The 23763-nt window shown below is 65.0% G+C and carries 22 protein-coding genes; 6 read left to right on the top strand and 16 right to left on the bottom strand.

Annotated features, from left to right (window positions below; genetic code table 11):
* Positions 1-48: 48 nt before the first annotated feature.
* The 9 genes from ureC to PAN31108_RS04100 form a co-directional block, all read right to left on the bottom strand.
* Entirely contained in the window at positions 49-1749 is a 1701-nt protein-coding gene (gene ureC / locus PAN31108_RS04140; RefSeq protein ID WP_150667619.1) for an urease subunit alpha, read from the bottom strand.
* Positions 1746-2051 carry an urease subunit beta gene (locus PAN31108_RS04135; RefSeq protein ID WP_150667618.1) on the bottom strand — a complete coding sequence of 102 codons (306 nt, stop codon included), beginning with the start codon at positions 2049-2051 and terminating at the stop codon, positions 1746-1748. Before PAN31108_RS04135 ends, ureC begins: the two co-directional genes overlap by 4 nt.
* A gap of 37 nt (positions 2052-2088) precedes the next feature.
* Positions 2089-2763 carry a HupE/UreJ family protein gene (locus PAN31108_RS04130; RefSeq protein WP_150667617.1) on the bottom strand — a complete coding sequence of 225 codons (675 nt, stop codon included), beginning with the start codon at positions 2761-2763 and terminating at the stop codon, positions 2089-2091.
* A 116-nt stretch (positions 2764-2879) separates the two neighbouring features.
* Positions 2880-3182 (bottom strand): urease subunit gamma, encoded by a 303-nt coding sequence (locus PAN31108_RS04125; protein WP_039407388.1) that lies wholly within the window; start codon positions 3180-3182, stop codon positions 2880-2882.
* Between the two features lie 196 nt (positions 3183-3378).
* Positions 3379-4101, bottom strand: coding sequence for an amino acid ABC transporter ATP-binding protein (locus PAN31108_RS04120; protein WP_150667616.1), 723 nt, complete (start codon positions 4099-4101; stop codon positions 3379-3381).
* A complete protein-coding gene (locus PAN31108_RS04115; protein WP_150667615.1) occupies positions 4088-4738 on the bottom strand; it encodes an amino acid ABC transporter permease in 651 nt (216 codons plus the stop codon). The genes PAN31108_RS04120 and PAN31108_RS04115 overlap by 14 nt, the downstream gene beginning before the upstream one ends.
* On the bottom strand, positions 4735-5415 hold the full coding sequence (locus PAN31108_RS04110; protein ID WP_150667614.1) for an amino acid ABC transporter permease: 681 nt from the start codon (positions 5413-5415) through the stop codon (positions 4735-4737). The genes PAN31108_RS04115 and PAN31108_RS04110 overlap by 4 nt, the downstream gene beginning before the upstream one ends.
* 94 nt (positions 5416-5509) lie before the next feature.
* Positions 5510-6280, bottom strand: a complete 771-nt coding sequence (locus PAN31108_RS04105) for a transporter substrate-binding domain-containing protein (protein ID WP_150667856.1) — start codon at positions 6278-6280, stop codon at positions 5510-5512.
* Positions 6281-6795: 515 nt separating this feature from the next.
* Complete coding sequence (locus tag PAN31108_RS04100; RefSeq protein ID WP_150667613.1) at positions 6796-7254, bottom strand: MarR family winged helix-turn-helix transcriptional regulator; 459 nt, start codon at positions 7252-7254, stop codon at positions 6796-6798.
* Positions 7255-7416: 162 nt separating this feature from the next.
* On the opposite strand from PAN31108_RS04100, the gene PAN31108_RS04095 reads away from it, so the two are divergent.
* Complete coding sequence (locus tag PAN31108_RS04095) at positions 7417-7830, top strand: organic hydroperoxide resistance protein (protein WP_150667612.1); 414 nt, start codon at positions 7417-7419, stop codon at positions 7828-7830.
* Positions 7831-7852: 22 nt separating this feature from the next.
* Positions 7853-9232 (top strand): epoxide hydrolase family protein, encoded by a 1380-nt coding sequence (locus tag PAN31108_RS04090; protein ID WP_246183767.1) that lies wholly within the window; start codon positions 7853-7855, stop codon positions 9230-9232.
* Positions 9233-9282: 50 nt separating this feature from the next.
* Here the strand turns inward: PAN31108_RS04090 and PAN31108_RS04085 are convergent, their stop codons facing one another.
* The 6 genes from PAN31108_RS04085 to urtA all read right to left on the bottom strand — a co-directional run bounded on the left by PAN31108_RS04085 (position 9283) and on the right by urtA (position 16003).
* A complete protein-coding gene (locus tag PAN31108_RS04085) occupies positions 9283-10203 on the bottom strand; it encodes an urease accessory protein UreD (RefSeq protein WP_150667611.1) in 921 nt (306 codons plus the stop codon).
* A gap of 147 nt (positions 10204-10350) precedes the next feature.
* Positions 10351-11052, bottom strand: coding sequence for an urea ABC transporter ATP-binding subunit UrtE (urtE, locus tag PAN31108_RS04080; RefSeq protein WP_150667610.1), 702 nt, complete (start codon positions 11050-11052; stop codon positions 10351-10353).
* Between the two features lie 2 nt (positions 11053-11054).
* Positions 11055-11921 carry an urea ABC transporter ATP-binding protein UrtD gene (gene urtD / locus PAN31108_RS04075; RefSeq protein ID WP_150667609.1) on the bottom strand — a complete coding sequence of 289 codons (867 nt, stop codon included), beginning with the start codon at positions 11919-11921 and terminating at the stop codon, positions 11055-11057.
* Positions 11918-13120 carry an urea ABC transporter permease subunit UrtC gene (urtC, locus tag PAN31108_RS04070; RefSeq protein ID WP_150667608.1) on the bottom strand — a complete coding sequence of 401 codons (1203 nt, stop codon included), beginning with the start codon at positions 13118-13120 and terminating at the stop codon, positions 11918-11920. The genes urtD and urtC overlap by 4 nt, the downstream gene beginning before the upstream one ends.
* On the bottom strand, positions 13121-14743 hold the full coding sequence (gene urtB, locus PAN31108_RS04065) for an urea ABC transporter permease subunit UrtB (RefSeq protein ID WP_150667607.1): 1623 nt from the start codon (positions 14741-14743) through the stop codon (positions 13121-13123).
* Between the two features lie 63 nt (positions 14744-14806).
* Positions 14807-16003, bottom strand: coding sequence for an urea ABC transporter substrate-binding protein (urtA, locus tag PAN31108_RS04060; RefSeq protein ID WP_370819569.1), 1197 nt, complete (start codon positions 16001-16003; stop codon positions 14807-14809).
* A 535-nt stretch (positions 16004-16538) separates the two neighbouring features.
* Here urtA and PAN31108_RS04055 point away from each other — a divergent pair.
* Positions 16539-17834, top strand: coding sequence for an MFS transporter (locus PAN31108_RS04055; protein ID WP_370819566.1), 1296 nt, complete (start codon positions 16539-16541; stop codon positions 17832-17834).
* Positions 17835-17847: 13 nt separating this feature from the next.
* Positions 17848-18852, top strand: a complete 1005-nt coding sequence (locus tag PAN31108_RS04050) for a GlxA family transcriptional regulator (protein ID WP_246183766.1) — start codon at positions 17848-17850, stop codon at positions 18850-18852.
* A gap of 188 nt (positions 18853-19040) precedes the next feature.
* Here the strand turns inward: PAN31108_RS04050 and PAN31108_RS04045 are convergent, their stop codons facing one another.
* The gene (locus PAN31108_RS04045; protein WP_150667605.1) at positions 19041-20489 is read right to left on the bottom strand and encodes an aminotransferase-like domain-containing protein; all 1449 of its coding nucleotides are present in this window, start codon (positions 20487-20489) and stop codon (positions 19041-19043) included.
* Between the two features lie 210 nt (positions 20490-20699).
* Between PAN31108_RS04045 and aptA the strand changes: the two genes are divergently transcribed.
* Together aptA and PAN31108_RS04035 are read left to right on the top strand one after the other, a co-directional pair.
* The gene (aptA, locus tag PAN31108_RS04040) at positions 20700-22031 is read left to right on the top strand and encodes an omega-aminotransferase AptA (protein ID WP_150667604.1); all 1332 of its coding nucleotides are present in this window, start codon (positions 20700-20702) and stop codon (positions 22029-22031) included.
* 141 nt (positions 22032-22172) lie between these two features.
* On the top strand, positions 22173-23696 hold the full coding sequence (locus tag PAN31108_RS04035; protein WP_150667603.1) for a CoA-acylating methylmalonate-semialdehyde dehydrogenase: 1524 nt from the start codon (positions 22173-22175) through the stop codon (positions 23694-23696).
* The last annotated feature ends 67 nt before the right edge of the window (positions 23697-23763 follow it).

Genomic DNA, 23763 nt, shown 5'->3' with positions numbered 1-23763 from the left:
CGAGAGGTTGTCCGCCGGAGCGGGCGATGCGGAATCTTGCGACATGGATCAGAAGAGAAAATAACGTTGCGCCATCGGCAGCACGGTCGCCGGCTCGCATGTCAGCAACTGACCGTCCGCGATGACCTGATAGGTCTCGGGGTCGACGCTGATCTGCGGCAGCCAGGCATTGTTGATCATGTTGGCCTTGGTCACTTGCCGGATATCGCGCACCGGCAAGATGCGCTTGGACAGTCCGAAACGGCCGGCCACGTCGCCATCGTACGCCGCTTGCGACACGAACGTGAGCGACGTGCGGGCCATGGCGCCCGCCCGCGCACCGAACATCTCGCGATAGTGCACCGGTTGCGGCGTCGGAATCGACGCATTCGGGTCGCCCATCAACGCCGTCGTGATCATGCCGCCCTTGAGAATCAGCGACGGCTTCACGCCGAAGAACGCCGGCTCCCACAGCACCAGATCCGCCCACTTGCCCACTTCGACGGACCCGATTTCATGCGCCATGCCGTGCGTGATCGCCGGATTGATCGTGTACTTCGCCACGTAGCGCTTGACGCGGAAGTTGTCCGATTGCGACGAGTCCGTGCCGAGCGCGCCGCGCTGCACTTTCATCTTGTGCGCCGTCTGCCACGTGCGCATGACGACTTCGCCCACACGCCCCATGGCTTGCGAGTCCGACGAAATCATCGACAGCGCGCCGAGGTCATGCAGAATGTCCTCGGCGGCAATCGTCTCGCGGCGGATGCGCGACTCGGCAAACGCGATGTCTTCCGCAATCGCCGGATCGAGGTGATGGCAGACCATCAGCATGTCGAGGTGTTCGTCGAGCGTGTTGATGGTGTAAGGCCGCGTCGGATTGGTCGACGACGGCAACACGTTCGCCTCGCCGCACACCTTGAGAATGTCGGGCGCGTGACCGCCCCCCGCGCCTTCGGTGTGATACGTGTGGATCGTGCGGCCCTTGATCGCGGCGACGGTGGCTTCGACGAAGCCGCCTTCGTTGAGCGTATCGGTGTGAATGGCGACCTGCGTATCGGTCGCATCGGCCACGCACAGGCAGGCGTCGATGGCGGCGGGCGTGGAGCCCCAGTCCTCGTGCAGCTTCAGGCCGATGGCCCCGGCTTCGATCTGTTCCATCAACGGTTCGGGCTGACTCACGTTGCCCTTGCCGAGAAAGCCGAGGTTGATCGGCCAGCCGTCCGCGGCCTGGAGCATGCGCTCCATGTGCCACGGTCCCGGCGTGCAAGTGGTCGCGTTGGTGCCGGTTGCGGGTCCGGTGCCGCCGCCGAGCAGCGTCGTCACGCCGGACGACAGCGCCTCCTCGATCTGCTGCGGACAAATGAAGTGGATGTGCGAATCGATGCCGCCGGCCGTGACGATCATGCCTTCGCCGGCGATGACTTCCGTCGCACCGCCCAGCGGAATCGTCACGCCGGGCTGGATGTCAGGGTTGCCCGCCTTGCCGATGCCCCAGATGCGCCCGTCCTTCAGACCGATGTCCGCTTTGACGATGCCCCAGTGATCGATGATGACGGCGTTGGTGATGACCGTGTCGACCACATCGGCGCGGGTGCGCTGCGACTGTCCCATGCCGTCGCGAATCACCTTGCCGCCGCCGAACTTCACCTCTTCGCCATAGATCGTGTAATCGCGCTCGATCTCGATGATGAGTTCCGTATCGGCCAGCCGCAGCCGGTCGCCCGTGGTCGGGCCGAACATTTCCGCATAAGCGCGGCGAGCAATCTTCATAGCGCCCCCATGACGCGACCTGCAAAGCCGTACACGCGGCGGTCGCCCGCCAGCGCCACCAGTTCCACCGTGCGTTGCTGCCCCGGCTCGAAGCGCACCGCCGTACCGGCGGCAATGTTCAGACGGAAGCCCCGCGCCGCGTCGCGGTCGAATTGCAGGGCGTCGTTGACCTCAAAGAAGTGGAAATGCGAGCCGATCTGAATCGGGCGATCGCCGGTATTGGCGACCGTCACGCTGATGGTCGGACGACCGGCGTTCAGCGTGATTTCGCCATCGGCGGGCAGCAGTTCTCCGGGAATCATGGGCGTCTCCGTTTCCGGGAAGTGAACGGGGGCTCGATCAGGTCGCGGCGGCGAGCAGCGTGGCGCCGTAGGCGAGCACGCCCGCCCCCAGCAGGCGCGGCAGCCAGACCGTGCGGTTGCGCAGCGCGGCACCGGCGGCGATGCCGAGACCATGCAGCATGCCGGTCGCGACCAGGAAGCCGACCATGTAATGCATGGCGCTGGCTTCACTGGGCAGCTCCGCGCCGTGGGCGAAACCGTGGAAGACCGCGAACGCCCCGACGATGGCGGCGCCGGCCCAGCCCGGCAGTTGGGCGCGAGTGGCCAGCATCAGGCCGAGCACGAGCAGCGAGACGGCGATCACCGGCTCGACGCCCGGCAGGGCGAACCAATGCATCATGCCGAGCAGGCCGCCGGCGGCGAGCATCGCGACGAAGGCGAGCGGCGCAGCCCAGACGCGCCTGGACGTGAGCGAACTCCACAACCCGACCACGATCATGGCGCACAGGTGATCGGCGCCGGTGAGCGGGTGCAGGAAGCCTGCCGCGAAGCTGCTTGCGGCGTCATGGCCCGGATGCCCCGGGTGGGCGAGCGCGACGCCGGACGTGACGAGCAACGCCAGGGCGGTCGCGACACGGGCAGCGCGGCCACGATGGCGGCGTGCGCCGGTAGGGAGGGGCGGGGCGACAGAGGTCGTTTCGCTCGCGTCATGCAGGTGGGCGGGGCGGGTCATGAGGGGAGGTCCTGAGAACGTTGTTGTGAGTGGTTGTCGACGACAGATCGATCGGTTCTTGGATACGTTCGATGCCGTGCCACGCGCGGGCGGCGACACCGGGTTGTGCATGAGGCTCAGGGAATCGGGTGATGCACGGTGACGAGCTTGGTGCCGTCCGGGAAGGTGGCTTCCACCTGAATGTCCGGAATCATTTCGGGCACGCCTTCCATGACGTCGTCACGCGTGAGCAGCGTCGTGCCGTAGTGCATGAGATCGGCAACGGTGCGTCCGTCGCGAGCGGCTTCCATGAGGGCGGCGCTGATGAACGCCACCGCCTCGGGGTAGTTCAGTTTCAGGCCGCGCGCACGACGCCGTTCGGCGAGCAAGGCGGCAGTGAAGATGAGCAGCTTGTCTTTTTCGCGCGGAGTGAGCTTCATCGTGACAGGTGAACTTCAATGCGAAGGGTTCAAGGGACGGGCGTTGCTGCCGCACATCATAAGCACGAGTCCAACGCCGCGCCACTGGGTTTTACCGTCGCCGTCCAACGCACCAAAATCGTGCGGCGTGAGTTGCGGCGTGAGCGGCGGCCCGAAGCGCAAACGCGCCGTCGCAACGCGACGACGCGCGTGCGTTTCACTGCGAAATGAATCGCTGCAATTCTTGTGTCGCGGGCTGCGTGAAGAGCTGTTCCGGTTCGCCGGATTCCCAGATCTTGCCCTGATGCATGAACACCACGCGGTCCGATACGTGACGGGCGAAACGCATTTCGTGCGTGACGAGAATCAGCGTCATGCCTTCTGCCGCGAGGTCTTCGAGTACCTTGAGCACTTCCGCGACCAGCTCCGGATCGAGCGCCGAGGTGATTTCGTCGCACAGCAACACCGCCGGGTGCATCGCGAGCGAGCGGGCAATCGCCACGCGCTGCTGCTGACCGCCGGAGAGTTGCGACGGATAGCTGTCGAACTTGTCGGCCAGCCCGACTTTCGCCAGCATCGTACGGGCGACTTCGCGAGCTTGCGCCTTGGACGTCTTCTTGACGACCTTTTGCGCGAGCATCACGTTCTCGCCCGCCGTCAGATGCGGAAACAGGTTGTACTGCTGGAATACCATGCCGACCTTCAGACGCAGCGCGCGCAGATCGGTGTCGCGGGCGCCGACGAGCACGCCGTCGACATCCACGCTGCCGGCATCGAAGCGCTCCAGGCCGTTGAGGGTGCGCAACAGCGTGCTCTTGCCCGAGCCGCTTTTGCCGATGATCGACACGACCTGACCGCGCTCGACTTCCATGTCGATGCCTCGCAGCACGGGGTTCTCGCCGAAGCGCTTTTGCATACCCCTGACTTTAATTAGCGACATGGAGTTTCCTTTCGAGATGACGCGCCCACAGCGACAGCGGGTAGCAGGCAGCGAAGTAGAGCAGCGCGACGAGGCCGTACACGGTGAACGGCTGGAACGTCGCATTGGTGAGCATGGTGCCGGTCTTGGTGAGTTCGTCGAAACCGATGATCGACGCGAGCGCAGTGCTCTTGACGACTTGCACCGAGAAACCGACCGTGGGGGCGATCGCGATGCGCAGCGCCTGCGGCAGGATCACGTGACGCAACTGTTCGCCGTAACGCATGGCGAGACTCGACGACGCTTCCCACTGGCCGTGCGGAATGGCGTCGACGCAGCCGCGCCAGATTTCCGTGAGATAGGCGCTCGTGTAAAGCGTGAGGCACACGGCTGCCGCGACCCAGGGCGACACTTCCAGGCCGAGCAACGGCAGACCGAAGAACACCAGAAACAACTGCATGAGCAGCGGCGTGCCCTGAAACACTTCGATGTAAAGCGCCACCGCGCGGGCGGCCCAGTGCACGCGGCCGACACGAATCACCAGCAGCACCAGCGCGACGAGTCCGCCGCACACGAAGGCGATGGCCGAGAGCGCGAGCGTCCAGCGCCCGGCGAGCATCAGCCCGCGCAACATGTCCCACAACGAGAATTCGATCATCGCGCACCTCCCTTGACCATGCCGCGGAACAGCCGTTTGGCGCAGCGCATCAGCACGCGGCGCAACGCGATGGCCAGCACGAGATACAGCGCGGTGACGATCAGGTAGCTCTCGAACGCGCGGAACGTGCGCGACTGCACGAAGTTCGCGGCATACGACAGATCCGGCACGGAGATTTGCGAGACGACGGCCGAGCCGAGCATCACGATCACGATCTGGCTGGCAAGTGCCGGGAACACCTTGGCGAACGCTTGCGGCAGGATCACGTGCCGCAGGATCTGCGCGCGCGTCATGGCGAGCGACAACCCGGCCTCCGACAAGCCGCGCGGCACGGCGCGCATGCCCGCGCGAATGATCTCGGTGGCGTAGGCGCCGAGGTTCAGACTCATCGCGATGATGGCGGCGGTCGTCTCGTCGATGCGAACGCCGAGACTGGGCAGACCGAAGAAGATGAAGAACAGCTGGACGATGAACGGCGTGTTGCGGATCAGTTCGACGTACGTTCCCGCGAAGAGCTTGGACCAGTTCGATCCTTCCTCGCGGGCGACGGCGCACAACGCACCGATGATCACGCCGATGACCGTGGCCACGGCCGTGAGCGCGATCGTCAGCGCGGCGCCGCGCACGAACAGCATGAGGTATTGCCGCAGATCGGCAAAGTCTAGGACGTAATGCATGAAGCGGACATTTAGGGGGCGCGTGAGCGGATAGTGAGGCGCGACGCTTCAGCGTTTCTTTCGCCTGACAGGGAGTCGTTGCCGTCTGCGACGATCACAGTTCGGCCGGCAGCGGCATACCGAGCCACTTCTGCGAGACCGCGCCCAGCGAGCCGTCCTTCTTCGAGGCGGCGATGATCGCGTTGACCTTGGCGAGCAGACGCGGCTCGTTCTTGTTCAGGCCGACGAAGCAGGGCGAGTTCTTGATGAGGAACTTCGGCTCCGGCAGCTTGGGCGGATGCTTGGCGACGATGGCGGCGGCCACGACGTTGCCCGTGGCGACGAGTTGCACCTGCCCCGAGAGGAAGGCCGAGATCGTGCCGTTATTGTCTTCGAAGCGTTTGATCGTGACGTCTGCCGGCGCGACCTTGGAGAGTTCGAGGTCTTCCACGGCGCCGCGCGTCACACCGATGGTCTTGCCCGACAGATCGGCGGGTTTGGACACGGCGAGATCCTTCGGACCGAACACGCCGTTGTAGAACGGGGCGTAGGCGTCGGAGAAGTCGATGACCTTCTCGCGCTCGGCGTTCTTGCCGAGGCTGGAGATCACGAGGTCGGCCTTGTTCGTCGTGAGATACGGAATGCGGTTGGCGCTCGTCACCGGTACGAGTTCGAGTTTCACGCCCATGCCCTTGGCGAGCAGCGCAGCGGTGTCGATGTCGTAGCCGATCGGCTTCATGTCCGCACCGATGGAGCCGAACGGCGGGAAGTCCTGCGGTACGGCGACGCGCAGGGTGCCGCGCTTGACGATGTCGTCGAGACCGTCGGCGTGCGCAGTGCGCGGCATGACCACGGCGAACGCGGCGATGGCGCTCACGCTCAGCATCAGCGTGGCGAAAAGACGGCGGGCACGGGCGCGGGCGCCGAGCGTGGCGGCGATGGTGGCGTGAGCGGTGGTGGAGCGGATGAACGGCAGCATGTCGGCAACCTCGTAAATCGGGGCGAAGCGTTCCGGTAACAGGAGTGTTCCGGCGGCCGGCTCATCTGGTCTGACCGGTCGATACAGTGAGGTAGCAGGAATCGTGCCCGGGGTGAATCAGGCGTGTGGGGGCTTACGGCGTAGGGCGAAAGGGCGCGGCAATCAACGAAACGCGAGCGGGATGCGGGCTTGAGTGGACGGTACGAATGCCCTGAATTGGTGCGTTTTTGGCGGGGAGGCGGACGCCCCGGCGACATCCGTCACCGCAATGGTGCGTGGTGGAGGCGGACGTATCGGACGTATCGGACGTATCGGATGTGTCGGACGTGTCGAGCGTGGTGGGCGTGGCGGGCGTCCGCGACATCTCGCGTCGATACGCGGTGACGGCAGACGGCTCGGCGCCGTGCCGTCACCGTGCGGCGTCAATCCTGATCGACGTGTTTCAGCAAGCTGTCGCGCATCTTCGCGATGGCTTGCTGCGTGCGATCGAATTCCTCCGGATCCAGGCCGGTCGCGGCGATCAGATCGCGCTGCGCGCCCTTTTTGCGCAGGCGTTTGCCCTCGTCGGTCAGGCTGACGATGACCTGCCGCTCATCGGCGGGGTCGCGCTGGCGACGCAAATATCCGAGTTCTTCGAGCTTCTTCAGGATGGGGGTGAGCGTGTTCGACTCGAGGAACAGCTTCTCGCCCAACTGCTTCACGGACAGATGGTCGTTTTCCCAGAGCGCCACGATCGCGATCCATTGCGTGTAGGTGATGCCGAGCGCCTCGAGAATGGGCTTGTAGGCCCGGCCGAAGGCCAGATTGGCCGAATACACCGCGAAGCATAGAAAGTCGGAAAGGTTGGGCAGCGGGGCCTCGGTAGGCGTCGATTTGCTCATGTCGGTCAGGTGCCGTTGTTGGATTCACGATATACATCGTATCCGATTTAATCGGAAGGCGTTGACTTTTGGATCATGTTGGCGCAATATGCATCGCATCCGATGAAATCGGATCCGAAGTAAATCGAAATATCCACCGACGAAACTCAAGAGGCAATCATCATGGCAAGCACAGTGCTCTATACCGGCAAAACCCACACCACCGGCGGCCGCGACGGCTGGGCGCGCAGTTCCGACAGCAAGCTCGACGTCAAACTGTCTCCGCCCGGCTCCGCCGGCGCGGGCACCAACCCCGAGCAGTTGTTCGCCGCAGGCTGGTCTGCCTGCTTCATCGGCGCGATGGGACTGGCTGCGGCGAAGCTGAAGATCGCGTTGCCCGCCGGCACGGCCGTCGACGCCGAAGTCGATCTCGCCAATACCGATGGCGCGTACTTCCTTCAGGCGCGTCTGAACATCAGCCTGCCCGGTCTCGAGCGTGATGTCGCCCGCTCGCTGATCGACGCCGCTCACCAGACCTGCCCGTATTCCAAGGCGACCCGTAACAACATCGACGTCGAGCTCAATCTCGTCGGATGACCTGAACTCCGGAGACCCCGACATGCAATCCGCAAAACGCTTGCGTCTCACGCGTTCCCTTCTTATCCGCCATTCCTGCCATTCCTGCCTTCCCGCCCGCCTGCTGGCGGTCCCGGCAGCGGTGCTGTCCATCGGGCTGTTCATGTCCGCCGGGGCACACGCCGCCCAGACGGCGGGGCCGGCCCCGGTGGCGTCGGTGGCGCCGGCATCGACGCAAGCCGTCGACACGTCGATTCGCCCGTTTCACTTCCGTGCATCGGATCAGTCGCTGAAGGATCTGCGTCAGCGCATCGCCGCCACCAAATGGCCCGACCGCGAACTGGTGAGCGATGGCACGCAAGGCGTCCAATTGGCCACGATGAAGCAGTTGGCGCAGTATTGGGCGAACGATTACGACTGGCGTCGCGTGGAGGCAAAGCTCAACGCCCTGCCGCAGTTTGTGACGACCATCGATGGCGTCGATATTCACTTTATCCACGTGCGCTCGAAGCACAAGAACGCCTTGCCGGTCATCGTGACGCACGGCTGGCCGGGGTCCGTGATCGAGCAGTTGAAGATCATCGATCCGCTCACGAACCCGACGGCGCACGGCGGCCGCGCGGACGACGCATTCGATGTCGTCATTCCCTCGCTGCCGGGCTACGGTTTTTCCGGCAAACCGACCGAACTCGGCTGGGACCCGGCGCATATTGCGCGTGCATGGACGGAATTGATGCGTCGGCTCGGGTACGCGCAGTACGTTGCGCAGGGCGGTGACTGGGGCGACGCCGTGACCGAACAGATGGCGGTGCAGGCGCCGCCGGCGTTGCTCGCCATCCACACGAACATGCCGGGGGCGGTGCCCGACGAGATTCAAAAGTCGCTCGATGCGCATCAGCCCGCGCCTGCCGAGTTGTCGGCCGACGAAAAGCGCGCCTATGCGCAACTCGACTTCTTCTACTCGCACGGCCTGGCATATGCGCAGGAGATGACGGCGCGCCCGCAAACGCTGTACGGCATCGAGGATTCGCCGATCGGCCTCGCGGCGTGGATGCTCGACCACGACGCGCGCAGCTACGAGCTGATCGCCCGCGTGTTCGACGGCAAGCGTGAAGGGCTGTCGCGCGACGACGTGCTGGACAACATCACCCTGTACTGGCTCACGAATACCGCAGTGTCGTCGGCGCGGTTGTATTGGGAGAACAAGCTGGCGTTTTTCGCGCCCAAGGGCATCAAGATTCCGGTCGCGGTGAGTGCGTTCCCCGACGAGCTGTATCAGGCGCCGGAGCGTTGGGCCAGACAGGCGTTCCCGAATCTGATCTACTACAGCCGTCCGGCCAAGGGCGGCCACTTCGCGGCATGGGAGCAGCCGGAAACGCTAAGCCAGGATCTGCGTCAGGCGTTCAGGTCGGTGCGCCGGTGATGGCGTGACAGGTGAGCGGCAAAGGGGGACGTTGTCCGCCCTTTGCGACTTCACGTCGACCAGATCCGCAGCGGTTCGGCGGGTGCCCCGTGTACGAGCGGACGCAGCTTGAGCCAATGCGCGATCAGCAACTGGCGCGCCGTTTCCATGTCGTGGCTGAGCACGCGCAATACGAGCACATTGCCCGGCAGGCAGGTGATGCCTGCACGAATCTCGTCGCCGAACGGCAACCCGTCGGCCATCGACTCGGCCAACTCGCGCGTACATGCCGGGCCGACCGCCCACAGTGCGGCGAAGACGGGGAAGCCCGCGAGGCCGGTAGCGCCGGTGCGCTGGGCGTCGTCGGCGCCGAGCACCGCCTGCTCCGCCCACAGCAGACGGTCCTGTGCGTCATGCAACTCGAAGTTCGCGCGCCAGCGGCCCTGCGTCCATTGTTCGCCGGCCGCCTGACGGCCGAGCAGCGTGGCGTCCCAGCCGATCGCCGTTGCGTTCTCGCCGAGTCGCACGGTAATCGTCTGACGTGCGTCCGCATGCTCGAACACGATGTTTTCCAACGGCAGCCAGTCGAGCTTCGCGCCGTCGTGCACGGTGAGCCTGATGTCCTGCGTGCCGAAGCGGCCCTGCGACTTGTACCACTTGGTCGCGCCCGGCGTCGTCAGCACCGCGTGCGCCGCGTCGCCGACGTCGATGTCGATGGACAAGGCGTCGCCGCCCGCAATTCCGCCGGGCGGATGCACGACGACGGCATGACAGATGCCCGGCCCCTCCGGATGCAACGACTTCTGCACGACCAGCGGCCCCTTGTGGCGTCGCGTGGCGAGCACGGTGCGCGCCTGCTGACGCACGAAGCCGAGCGTCAGCTCGGCATGCCAGCCGGCCGCTGACGTTGCCGATGAGGCGGTGGCTGGCGGCGACGAGGGCGCCGGTGGGCAGGCCGGCGATGCAGTGGAAGGAACGTCCAGAGGGTTCATGAGAGACGGAAGCTATCGGAAGCGCGGGCGGGTCGGCGAACGAGGCAAGGCAGGCAGGGCAGCGCAGCCTCGCCGGATATCGCGACGCATGGCGCGAATCTATCACGCGCCGCGACGTCGCGACATCCCGATCGGACCGGCGCGTGGTTACACCGCCACCATGTGGCGCACGCCGTCGGCTTCCATGTCCTTGCCGAGACCGCTCGCGACGATGGCGCCGCGACTCATCACGCGATAGTGGTCCGCGAGTTCGAGCGCAAAATCGTAATACTGTTCGACGAGCAGCACCGTCATGCCGCGCTCGTCGACGAGACGTCGCAAGGTCCGTCCGATGTCCTTGATGATCGACGGCTGAATGCCTTCCGTCGGTTCGTCGAGAATCAGCAGTTGCGGGTGGCTCATGAGCGCGCGTCCGATGGCGAGTTGCTGCTGCTGTCCGCCGGACAGGTCGCCGCCGCGCCGCTGCTTCATGTCGCGCAGCACCGGGAAAAGCGCATAAATGTCGTCCGGCACACCGCGTTTGGCTTCCCGCGACGCACGGCTCGCTGCCCCGATCAACAGATTCTCCTCGACCGTCAGTCGCGGGAAGATCTCGCGCCCCTGCGGCACGTACGCCAGTCCGCTCGACACGCGGGCGTACGAGGGGGCGGACGTGAGCGTCTTGCCACGCCATGCGATGCTCCCCGACTTCACCGGCACCACGCCCATGAGGCACTTGAGCAGCGTGGTCTTGCCCACGCCGTTGCGTCCGAGCAGCACGGTGAGTTGCGCGTCGGGCACGGTGAATTCCACGTTGCGCAGGATGTGACTGCCGCTGTAATACTGATTGAGTGCGTGAATTTCCAGCATGGTCAGCGTCCCAGGTACGATTCGATCACGCGTTCGTCGCGTTGCACCACGTCCAGCGTGCCTTCGGCCAGCACGCGCCCTTCGGCCATCACCGTCACGAGACCCGTCTCGCCGGCAAGCGCGGCGACGAACGCCATGTCGTGCTCGACCACCATCATCGAGCAATGTCCGCGCAGACGGTTGAGCAATTCGGCCAACTGTGCCGTTTCCTCGTCCGTCATGCCGGCTGCCGGTTCGTCGAGCAGCAGCAATTGCGGCTGCTGCATCAACAACATGCCGATCTCGAGGCGCTGCTTCTGCCCATGCGACAACTGACCCGCGCGTACATGCGCCTGATGTTCGAGATGCGTGAGCGCGAGCACTTCCTCGATACGGCGTCGCATCGTTGGCGTGAGCATCGCCCACAGGGCGTGGAACCAGCGCTTGTCGCCGGCGCAGGCGAGTTCGAGGTTTTCCCAGACGCTGTGGTGCTCGAACACCGTCGGCTTCTGAAACTTGCGTCCCACGCCCGCCTGTGCGATCGCCGGTTCGTCCAGACGCGAGAGATCGAGGGTCTGACCGAGGAAGGCGCGACCCGAGTCGGGGCGCGTCTTGCCGGTGATGACATCCATCATCGTGGTCTTGCCCGCGCCGTTCGGACCGATGATGCAGCGCAGTTCGTCGGTCTTGATCGACAGCGAGAGATCGTTCAGCGCGCGAAAACCGTCGAACGACACGGAGATGTTCTCGAGATAGAGGATGAGGCCGTGCGACGTGTCGATCTCGCCCGGCACCACGAGGTGCGACATGCCGGTGGTGTCGCCGCTGACGGTCACGGAGGCATCCGGCGCATCGGCCTCTTGCCAGCGAATGTCGTAGTCGGGTCTCATGCGCGGTCTCCGGAAACGGAATGGGGCACGTCGCCCTCGGCGGCGACCGGACCCTGCGGTGCGCGCTTGCGCGAGCGTTGCGAGACCAGCCCGATCACGCCTTGCGGCAGCAGCAACGGCACCAGCACGAACATCGCGCCGAGGAAGAACAGCCAGTATTCGGCGAAATAGGCGGTGAAGAAGCTCTTTGCACAGTTGACGATGAACGCGCCGGCAATCGCGCCGACGAGCGAGCCGCGTCCGCCGATGGCGACCCAGATCGCCATTTCGATGGAGTTCACCGGCGCCATCTCGCTCGGGTTGATGATGCCGACCTGCGGCACGTACAACGCGCCGGCAATGCCGCACAGCATGGCGGACAGCGTCCACACGAACAGCTTGTAGCTGAGCGGCCGGTAGCCGAGGAACATGGCGCGCGACTCGCCGTCGCGAATCGCGGTCACGACACGGCCGAACTTCGAGACGACCAGCGCGCGGCAGAGCAGGAACGCACCGATCAGTACCGCGAACGTCACCAGAAACAGCACGGTGCGCGTGTTCGCGGAAGTGATCGAGTAACCCAGAATGCGCTTGAAGTCCGTGAAACCGTTGTTGCCGCCGAAGCCGGTCTCGTTGCGATAGAACAGCAGCATCGCGGCGAACGTGAGCGCCTGCGTGATGATCGACAGATATACGCCCTTCACGCGGGAGCGGAACGCCAGATAACCGAAGAGCCATGCGACCACGCCGGGCAGCGCAACGACGAGGAACATCGCCCACGCGAAATGCTCGGTGCCGGTCCAGTACCAGGGCAGCGACTTCCAGTCGAGAAACACCATGAAGTCGGGCAGGTCGCTGTGGTACACGCCGTCGCGGCCGATACCGCGCATGAGGTACATCCCCATCGCGTAACCGCCGAGGGCGAAGAACAGACCGTGGCCCAGACTCAGAATGCCGCAGTAGCCCCACACCAGATCGAGCGCGAGCGCCGCAATGGCGTAGCACATGATCTTGCCCACGAGCGTCATGGCATAGGCCGACAGGTGCAGCGCATGCGTGGCCGGCAGCACCAGCGCGCACACCGGCACGATCACCATCACGGCCAGCACGAACGCCAGCAACGCCGGGGCAACGTGTTTGGGCAGCAGTCGCGCACGCGCCGGGACATCCAGCGACATCGCGGGCCTGACGCCTTCAGGGAGAAAGTTCGACGTTTGCATTCAGGCCTCCGCGCTGCGCCCTTTGAGCGCGAACATGCCCTGAGGGCGCTTCTGGATGAACAGCACGATCAGGATCAGCACGGCGATCTTGGCGAGCACGGCGCCCCACACCGGTTCGAGCAGCTTGTTGGCGATGCCCAGACCGAATGCGCCGACGATCGTCCCCGCGAGCTGACCCACGCCGCCGAGCACCACGGCCATGAACGAGTCGATGATGTAACTCTGTCCGAGGTCGGGGCCGACGTTGCCGATCTGCGAGAGCGCGCAGCCGCCCAGGCCGGCGATGCCCGCGCCGAAGGCGAACGCATAGCTGTCGACGCGTCCCGTCTTCACGCCGACGCAGGCGGCCATCGCACGGTTTTGCGTGACCGCGCGAATGAACAGGCCGAGGCGCGTGAGATTGAGCACCGACCACGTGATCGCCACGACGGCCAGCGCGAACACGAGGATCACGATGCGGTTGTACGGCAGCATCAGATTCGGCAGCACGGCGATGCCGCCGCTCATCCACGACGGATTGATGACTTCGACGTTCTGCGCCCCGAACAGCGTGCGCACCGCCTGAATCAGCAGCAGGCTGATACCGAAGGTTGTGAGCAGCGTCTCGAGCGGACGTCCGTACAAATGTTTGATGACGGTGCGCTCCAGCACGAAGCCGACGGCGGCCGCCACCAGAAACGCAATCGGGACGGCGGCGACGAGATAGAGGTCGAACGCGCCGGGGGCGAAGCGCTGGAACAGCGTCTGCACGACATAGGTCGCATAGGCGCCGATCATCAGGAATTCGCCGTGCGCCATGTTGATCACGCCGATCAGGCCGTAGGTGATCGCCAGCCCGAGGGCGGCGAGCAGCAGCACGCTGCCGAGCGACAGGCCGGCGAAGACCGTGCCGAAGAACTCGCTGCGGCGTTGTGCCGAGGCGAGCTGCGTGAGTGCGATGTCGGCGGCGCTGCGCACGGTGGCATCCGGCTCGGCGTAGGTGCCGTCGGCCTGTTTGGCAACGATGGGCAGCAGCAGGTCGCGCATCTGCGGATCGCCGGCGGCGGCAATCAGGTCGATGGCTTCGCGGCGCTTCTTCGGATCCGCGTCGTGCAGCGCCGACTGCGCCCAGAGTTGATCGAGGCGCTTGCGCAATGCCGGATCCGTCTCTTTCTGGCGCGCTTGCTCGATGCGTGTCTTGAACGCGGGCGACGGGTTTTGCAGCATCGTGTCGATGGCTTGCGCACGCGCGTCGTGCTCGGGCGAGAGCAGGGCGCCGGCGGCGGCGGCCGTGGCGACCTTCGCACGCAGCACGTTGTTGAGCGTAAGCGATCCGGCGTCGTCGGCTTTGACCGGTGCGCCCGTGATCGGGTCGACGTACTTGTCGTCCTTCTGAATGGCGATGCCGTTGCCCACGGTCACGGCCGAGTCGTCGGCGAGCGCTTTGAGCAGCGCCGCGGCCTGTGGCGAAGCGTCGGCGGCGAGGTGATCGATGGCTTGGGCTTTGGCGTCGAAGTCGTCGCCGGCGAGGGCGGTGAGATCGTCGTTCGTGACGGCCGCATGGGCCGTGGAGGCAGTCGTCAGCGCAGCGCCCAGACAGATCAGGACAAGGGCGGCAGCGGTCCAGCGTCTTATCGTTATCATGCGAAACCTCTGCATGCGCCGGCAGCCGTCGGTGCGACGCCGGCGCAAGAAATGGAAGGAAGATCAGACCTTGTCGGGCTTGCCTTCGTTACCCGCGATGAACGGGCTCCAAGGCTGTGCGCGCACGGTCGACTTCGTTTTCCACACGACGTTGAACTGACCGTCAGGGCGGATTTCGCCGATCATCACCGGCTTGTGCAGGTGGTGGTTGCCGTCCATGACCATGTCGAAGCCGTCCGGCGACTTGAAGGTCTGGCCGATCATGGCGGTGCGCACCTTGTCGACATCGGTGCTCGCGGCCTTCTCGACCGCCTGCTTCCACATGTGCATGCCGACGTACGTGGCTTCCATCGGGTCGTTCGTCACGCGCTTTTCGCCGCCGGGCAGCCCCTTGGCCTTGACGTACGCGAACCACTCCTTCTTGAACGAATCGTTGGTCGGGTTCTTCACCGACATGAAGTAGTTCCACGCGGCGAGGTGGCCCACGAGCGGCTTGGTGTCGATGCCGCGCAGTTCTTCTTCACCGACGGAGAACGCCACGACCGGCACGTCCGTCGCTTTCAGGCCCTGGTTGCCGAGTTCCTTGTAGAACGGCACGTTCGAGTCGCCGTTGATCGTCGAGATGACCGTGGTCTTGCCGCCCTGAGCGAACTGCTTGATGTTGGCGACGATGGTCTGATAGTCGCTGTGACCGAACGGCGTGTACACCTCCTGGATGTCCTTGTCGGCCACGCCCTTCGAGTGCAGGAACGCGCGCAGGATCTTGTTGGTCGTGCGCGGATAGACGTAGTCGGTGCCAAGCAGGAAGAAACGCTTGGCGCTGCCGCCTTCCTTGCCCATCAGATATTCCACGGCGGGAATCGCCTGCTGGTTCGGTGCGGCGCCGGTGTAGAAGACGTTCTTCGACATCTCTTCGCCTTCGTACTGCACCGGGTAAAAGAGCAGGCCGTTGAGTTCTTCGAAGACAGGCAGGACCGACTTGCGCGACACCGACGTCCAGCAGCCGAACACGGCCGCGACTTTGTCCTTGGTGAGCAGTTGGCGAGCCTTTTCGGCGAAGAGCGGCCAGTTCGACGCGGGGTCGACGACCACGGCTTCGAGCGGGCGGCCCATCACGCCGCCCTTGGCATTGATGTCGGCGATGGTCATGAGCGCGACATCCTTGAGCGACGTCTCCGAAATGGCCATCGTGCCCGAGAGGGAGTGCAGGATACCGACCTTGATGGGCTGCTTGCTCTGTGCGAACAAGTTCGGCGCCATGCCGGTGAGCGATGCGGCGCCCGAGAGGGCCGCCATCTGGAGTAGCGTGCGTCGTTTCATGGTACGTCTTCCCCTATTCCTGGTTAGACCGGTGGATCCGGTATCCGGGGACTTACGCAAGGGCCGTGCCAGCGCTTGTCGAGATCGCGGCAAAGGCAGTTCGCCGGGGCCGCGAACGATGCATCGGAGACCGACCGGATCGCTGGAATTCACCTTGGTATTCAAACTTGCATCCAAGTTTTCGAGGCCTCGACGCAACAGCGAGGGGCGTCTGCACATCGTCCTTTCGGCCTAGGGACGGACGCCGGGAGCGAAGCACGTTGGTGCGGCCGCGCGCTGAGTTGGTGCGCACCGATTTGGCGCGATATCGGTGCCATGAATCACCTTTGTGCATCGGCTGAGGTGGGCAACGCGCACCATTGCCCGGTCGTCCCGTGTGCGGGAACGACCCGCGCCGCCCATCACCCTCGTGGCATTTTTTGATGCATGATTGGCATTCGTGCCAAATTGGCCGACGGCAAGATGAGGTTCCCAAATGTCCCACTTGTCCGACTTCTCGCATATGACCGATACCGTTGCCGGGCGCGCTGCGCCGCCAAACGATCCCGCCGAGTCCCGGCGCCGTCGACTCGGCCGCCGCTACGCGGCCGTGCTTGCCGCCTGTCAGGCGCTCTACACCGCCGCGCTGTCGGTCGATCTGACGCTGACGGGCCTCGTCGGTTACATGCTGGCGTCCGACAAGGGGTATGCGACGTTGCCGTTCTCGTTGATTACGGTGGCGTCTGCCATCACGACGATATTCGCGTCGATACTCATCCAGCGCTTCGGCCAGCGGTTCGGCTTCGCGCTCGGGGCGTTGTTCGGCACCGTGGGCGGGCTGGTGTCGGTGATGGCGATCTACGAGCGTCACTTCGCGATGTTCTGCGCGGGCACGGCCTGCGTGGGCGTGTTCCAGGCGTTCGCGCGTTACTACCGGCTGGCGGCGGCGGACGTCGTGCCGGTCGAGGACAAACCGCGCGCGATCTCCGTCGTGCTCACCGGTGGGGTGCTGGCGGCGGTGGTCGGCCCGGCGCTCGCCGCAGGCAGCAAGGACTGGCTCGCGCCGGTGACGTTTGCCGGGTCGTATCTTGTCGTCACGATCTTGTCGGGGATCTCTCTGGTGTTGCTCGTGGGCTTTCTGCGCGACTTGCCGGTGCATGCGGCGGGCGGTGCGGCGGGCACGGCCCACGACTTGCCGGCGCGTCCGCTCGGCGAGATCATGCGTCAGCCGATCTACATCGCCGCGCTGGCGAACAACCTGATCGGCTTCATGGTGATGATGTTCGTGATGACGGCCACGCCCATCGCGGCGGTCGCCTGCGGTCACAGCATCGACGACGGGGCGCATATCATCGAGTGGCATCTGGTCGGCATGTACGCGCCGTCGTTCTTCTCGGGGCATCTCGTGAAGCGCTGGGGCGTAGTGCCGGTGCTGCTGCTGGGCATCGGCATGTCGGCGCTGTGCGGCGTGCTGGCGCTCATGTCCACGAGTCTTGCGTACTTCTATGCGGCGCTGGCGTTGCTCGGTGTCGGCTGGAACTTCATGTTCGTGGGCGGCACGACGCTGCTGACCCTGTCGTATCGCCCGGCGGAGCGAGCGCGTGCACAGGCTGCCAACGAATTCATCACCTTTGCCGGCACGGCGCTGGCGAGTCTGTTCGCCGGCCAGTTGCTCGCGCGCTTCGGCTGGTCGACGATCAATCAGGCGACGTTCCCACTGTTGCTGATCGCCGCGATGGCGACGGTGTGGTACGCCGTCGATGCCAGGCGCCCGTCCATGGTCCGTCCATGAATCGATTGCCCTCATGAATCAACCTCGGAATCAACCTCTGAATCAACCTCGTCTCGTTGCGTTTCTCATCGTGCCGCCGTTCGTCCTGCTTGATCTGGCCGGGCCGCTCGACGCGTTTCATGCGGTCATCCGCAACCTCACGGAGCGCGGGCAGGAGGCGCCCTACAAGACCTTAGTGGTATCCGAGCATGGCGGGCCGGTGGAGACGGGATCGGGCATCACGCTGCATACGGCGCCGATGCGCTCGCTGGACGGGATTCACGTCGACACGTTGGTGGCGGTGGGCGGCGCCGTGGCGCATCGCCCTGCGGTGCCGGCGCCGGTCAGCGACTGGCTGCGGGGCTACGCCCCGAAGGTGCGACGCGTGTGTTCGGTATGTGTGGGCGCGTTCATTCTGGGTTCGGCGGGGTTGCTCAATGGTCGTCGGGCAACCACGCACTGGCTCGATACGGCGATGTTGCAGGAATGCTTCCCGGAGGCGCTGGTCGAGGCCGATCCGATCTATGTGCGTCAGGATCCGGTGTGGACGTCGGCGGGCATTACGGCAGGCATCGATCTCGGGTTGGCGTTGATCGAGGACGACTGTGGGGTGGATGTCGCGTTGCAGGCGGCGCGTCGGCTGGTGGTGTTTCTCAAGCGCGCGGGCGGGCAATCGCAGTTCAGTCCGCCGTTGCAGGAGCAGGTCGCGGCGGGCGCGCCGTTCGGCGATCTGCATGCGTGGATGGCCGGGCGGCTGGATGGCGACTTGTCGGTGATACGTCTGGCGGAGCAGGTGAACATGAGTCCGCGCACGTTCGCCCGCAGTTACCTCGCACGCACGGGATCGACCCCGGCGAAGGCAGTGGAGCGGATGCGTCTTGAAGCGGCGAGGTTCGCACTGCTCGACACGGACGCCCCGCTAAAACGCATCGCCGCGCGCGTGGGCTTCGGCGACGAACAAAACTTGCGCCGCGCGTTTCAACGTCAGTATGGCGTCACGCCGGTGGCGTATCGGGAGAGGTTTGGGCTTGGTGCTTGACATGCATTTGCGTGATCTAGTCTCCTCCAAGCATCGCAATTCACGTTGCGTTTCATCGACGTTTTTCGCCATTCGTTGATCGTAAAACGGACCCTTTGAGGTCAATACTGCGCGTCATCGTCTCCCCCTAGGTTTTCCACGGTACTCGGCACGCTGTCGGGCGTCTCGTTGATGGCCCGCAATCCCGTTCACGCCGCCAACTTCCCTGCCGACGCGCGATCCAGAAAGCGGAACAGGCGAGCGTCGTCCGAGTAGGCGACGTTGAAGCGGAACCAGTGACACGGTTCGTTGTGGGCGAGGAAAAATTCGCCCGGGGCCAGCATGATGCTCTCCAGCAACGCCGCCTCGGCCAGCTCACGCGCCGATTGCGATGTCTCCGGCAAGCTGCCGCACACGAACATCCCGCCTTCCGGCTGGGCCAGCAGCGTCACGCCATGCGATTGCAATTGCGTAATCAGCCGCGCACGCGAGCGCGTGAGCCTGTCCGACAGGCGTTCGATGTGCTTGCGGTGACGTCCCTCGGTGAGGATCGCGTGCACGATGCGCTCGTTGATCTCCGACGACGTGAGACCCGCCACCATCTTGCTGCGCGCAATCTCATGCGCGAGATCGCGCGAGCATGCGAGATACCCCACACGCACCGACGGCGAAATCGTCTTCGAGAAGCTCGATACGTAGATCACGCGCGACAAGCCATCCATCGCCGCCAGCGACGGCGTGCCCGCCGGAGCCAGTTCCCGGTATATGTCGTCCTCGACGATCCAGAACCCATGCTGCTCCGCACACTGCAAGATGCGGTGCGCAGACGCCGGACTGAGTGACGTCCCCAACGGATTCTGCAAGGCCGGGTTCACGAACAGTGCGCGCGGGCGATGCGTCTGCGCCGCCTGTTCCAGCGCCGCGAGATCCAGCCCCGCTTCCGTGCGGGGGATGCCCACGACGTTGAGCCCCGCCAGCCGCAACACCGCCAGCAGATTGCAGTACGCCGGCGCTTCGACCAGCACGGTATCGCCCGGCTTGAGCAAGGTGCGCACGATCAGATCGAGCGCCTGCGTCGCGCCCTGCGTGAGCACGATCTGCTCGGGCGGCGCGTCGATGGACAGTTCACCGAGGCGGCGCGTGAGCCACTGACGCAGCAACCCGTAACCGTGAGGATGCCCGTAATGCGCGAAGTGCGCACCCGGCCCCTTCGACAGCGAACGCAACGCGCCATGCAGGCCGTCCTCGTCGAGCCAACTGTCGGGTAGCCACCCGCAGCCGCTTTTCACCGCGATGGAGTCGTCCGCGAAGATTTCCGACAGCAGCCACGCATTGGTGACTTCGCTCGCCGTCGTGGCCATCGCCGGTTTGCCATCGGCATTGGCGGGGCGGGCGTCCCGGGCGTCCGCCGCGCCCGCCACGAAAAACCCTGCGCCGCGCCGCGCCACGAGCGTGCCCTGCGCGACGAGCCGGTCGTACGCCTCCACCACCGTGAACGTGCTGATGCCGTGCGCCTTCGCCAACGAACGGATCGACGGCATGCGCATGCCGGCATGCAACGTCTGTCGTTGCAACGCCCGCTCGACCTCGCGCACGATCTGTTCGACGAGCGCTTCGGGCTGGGCGCGGTTCAGGGAAAAGGCGAGCGGCTGGACCATGGTGGGAGATCACGATAAGTGCCCGCCGCATTGGCTGTTGCCAATACAGTTTGGGCGATTGACCGATACAGAATATACATTTTCCGAGTGACTGTACATGTCTGTACCGGTCGGCCTCTCGTAGGATCGCTCCATCCACCCGTGGCGGCCGATATCCGGTGTCGTCCCCGGACAACCCTGATCGAGCCCAGCCCTCTGGGGAGACCCGCAATGAACATGATGAAAGCACTGAATCTCGACATGACGGCGTTCTGGATGCCGTTCACCAACAACCGCCAGTTCAAAAGCGCGCCGCGTCTGCTGGTCCGGGCGGAGGGCATGTATTACACGTCCTCGGACAATCGTCGGATTCTGGACGGCACGGCCGGGCTGTGGTGCGTGAATGCCGGTCATTGCCGCACGGAAATCGTCGAGGCGATCCGTCAGCAAGCCGGTGAGATGGATTTTGCGCCCACGTTCCAGATGGGGCACCCGAAGGCGTTCGAAGCTGCCGCCAAGATTGCCGAGATCACGCCGCAGGGCCTCGACCGTATCTTCTTCACGAACTCGGGTTCGGAATCGGTCGACACCGCGCTGAAGATCGCGCTCGCCTACCACCGCGCCCGTGGCGAAGGCCAGCGCACGCGCCTCATCGGCCGTGAGCGCGGTTATCACGGCGTGGGTTTCGGCGGTATTTCGGTCGGCGGTATCTCGCCTAACCGCAAGGCGTACTCGGGCCAGTTGCTGCCCGCCGTCGATCATCTGCCGCACACGCTCAACCTCAAGGAAGCCGCCTTCACGAAGGGCCAGCCGACGTGGGGCGCGCATCTGGCCGACGACCTCGAACGTCTGGTCACGCTGCACGACGCCTCGACCATCGCCGCCGTGATCGTCGAGCCGCTCGCGGGCTCCACCGGCGTGCTGGTGCCGCCGCAGGGCTATCTGCAAAAACTGCGCGAGATCTGCGACAAGCACGGCATTCTGCTGATTTTCGACGAAGTCATCACCGGTCTCGGCCGCCTGGGCAAGCCGTTCGCGGCGCAATTTTTCGGCGTGACGCCGGACATCATCACGATGGCCAAGGGCGTGAACAACGCCGCCGTGCCGATGGGCGCGGTCGCCGTGAAAACGGGCGTGCACGACACCATCGTCGACGCCGGCAATGCGGGCGCCATCGAGTTCTTCCACGGCTACACGTACTCAGGCCACCCGCTGGCCGCCGCCGCCGCGTGCGCCGCACTCGACCTGTACAGGAACGACGGCCTGTTCGAGCGCGCCGCCACGCTTGCGCCGCACTTCGAGAAGGCGATTCACGGTCTGCGTGACCTGCCGAACGTCATCGACATTCGTAATCTGGGGCTGGTCGGCGGCATCGAACTGGCCACGCGCGACGGCAAGCCGGGCGCGCGCGCGCACGAAGTGTTCGTGAAGTGCTTCGAGAAGGGCGTGCTGGTGCGCTACACCGGCGACATTCTGGCGTTCTCGCCGCCGCTCATCATCAGCGAAGCACAGATCGACGAACTGTTCGGCACGGTGGCGCAAGCCATTCGCGAGACGGCCTGAACGCCATGTCGGGGCGCGCCTGAGGCCGCCCCGGAACCCTCGGATCTTCCATCGACGGCCTGCGACGCCCGGGCATCGCGCCGCCTGTCGGATAAATCACGGCAGACGTTTGCCAACGACACCGCTTTCACGGATATCGACATGAATCAACGAGTCAGCACCGAACGTATCGAGCATTGGATTGGCGGCGCCGCCGCAGCGTCGGGAGAAGCCGAACTGCGCTTCGGCGAAGTGACCAACCCGGCCACCGGCGAGGTTATCCGTCAGGTGGCGCTGGGGGGCGCGGCGGACGTCGCGAAGGCGGTCGCCGCCGCCCGTGCGGCATTGCCGGGCTGGCGTGCTACGCCCCCGATGAAGCGCGCCCGCGTGATGATGAAGTATCGCGAACTGCTCGAAACGAATCGCGAAGCCCTCGTGCAACTGATCACGCAAGAGCATGGCAAGACGCTCGACGACGCGCGTGGCGAAGTCACGCGCGGCATCGAAGTCGTGGAGTTCGCCATCGGGATTCCACATCTGCTCAAGGGCGAGATCGCGCCGCAGGTCGGCACGGGCGTGGATACGTATTCCCTGCATCAGCCGGTGGGCGTCTGCGCCGGTATCACGCCGTTCAACTTCCCGGCGATGGTGCCGCTGTGGATGTTCCCGATGGCCGTGGCCTGTGGCAACACGTTCGTGCTCAAGCCGTCGGAAAAGGTGCCCTTGGCGGCGCTGCTGCTCGTGCGGCTGGCCAAGCAGGCCGGGTTGCCCGACGGCGTGCTCAACCTCGTGAACGGCGATAAGGCCGCCGTCGACGCGCTGCTCACGCATGCGGACGTCAACGCCGTGTCGTTCGTCGGCTCGACGCCCATCGCGCAGTACATCTACAGCACGGCGTCGGCCCACGGCAAGCGGGTGCAGGCGCTCGGCGGCGCGAAGAACCACGGCGTGGTGATGCCCGACGCCGACCTCGATTTCACCGTCGACGCCCTCATCGGCGCGGCCTACGGCTCCGCCGGCGAGCGCTGCATGGCGATCTCGGTGGCCGTTGCCGTGGGCGACGTGGCAGACGCTCTGGTCGCGCGTCTCGCCCAGGCGGCAAAGGCGCTGCCGGTCGGCGACGGCGCCGATCCCGTGGCGCAGATGGGGCCGCTCATTAGCCGCGTGCATCGCGACAAGGTGAAGGGCTTCGTCGACGCGGGGGTGGACGAGGGCGCCAGCCTTGTCGTCGATGGCCGTGATCTGAAGGTCGCGCAGCGCGACAACGGCTTCTTCATCGGTCCGTGCCTGTTCGATCATGTGACGCCGGAAATGTCGATCTACCGCAACGAAATCTTCGGGCCGGTATTGTCGGTGGTGCGCGTGAATACGCTGGAAGAGGCGATTGCCCTCATCAACCGCAATCCGTATGCCAACGGCACGGCGGTGTTCACGACGTCGGGCGGCGCGGCGCGTCGTTTCGAGGACGAAATCGAAGTCGGCATGGTCGGCGTGAACGTGCCGATCCCGGTGCCGGTGTCGTACTTCTCGTTCGGTGGCTGGCGCAATTCGCTGTTCGGCGATCAGCACATCTACGGGCCGGAGTCGGTGCGCTTCTACACGCGCTCGAAGGTGGTCACGCGTCGCTGGTCGGAGGGCCGTCCGGCAAACGCGACGTCGTCGCTGGTGATGCCGACGCTGGGATAGTAAGCGTCGCCACGTTGCCGCAGGGGGGATCGGCAGCGGGCGAATCGAAAGTCGAAACGCCGTCCGG

Source organism: Pandoraea anhela (assembly GCF_902459655.1).
In the GTDB taxonomy this organism is placed as follows: domain Bacteria; phylum Pseudomonadota; class Gammaproteobacteria; order Burkholderiales; family Burkholderiaceae; genus Pandoraea; species Pandoraea anhela.
The sequence above is the reverse complement of the archived record's forward strand: the minus strand, read 5'-3'. Positions and strand labels throughout refer to the sequence as shown.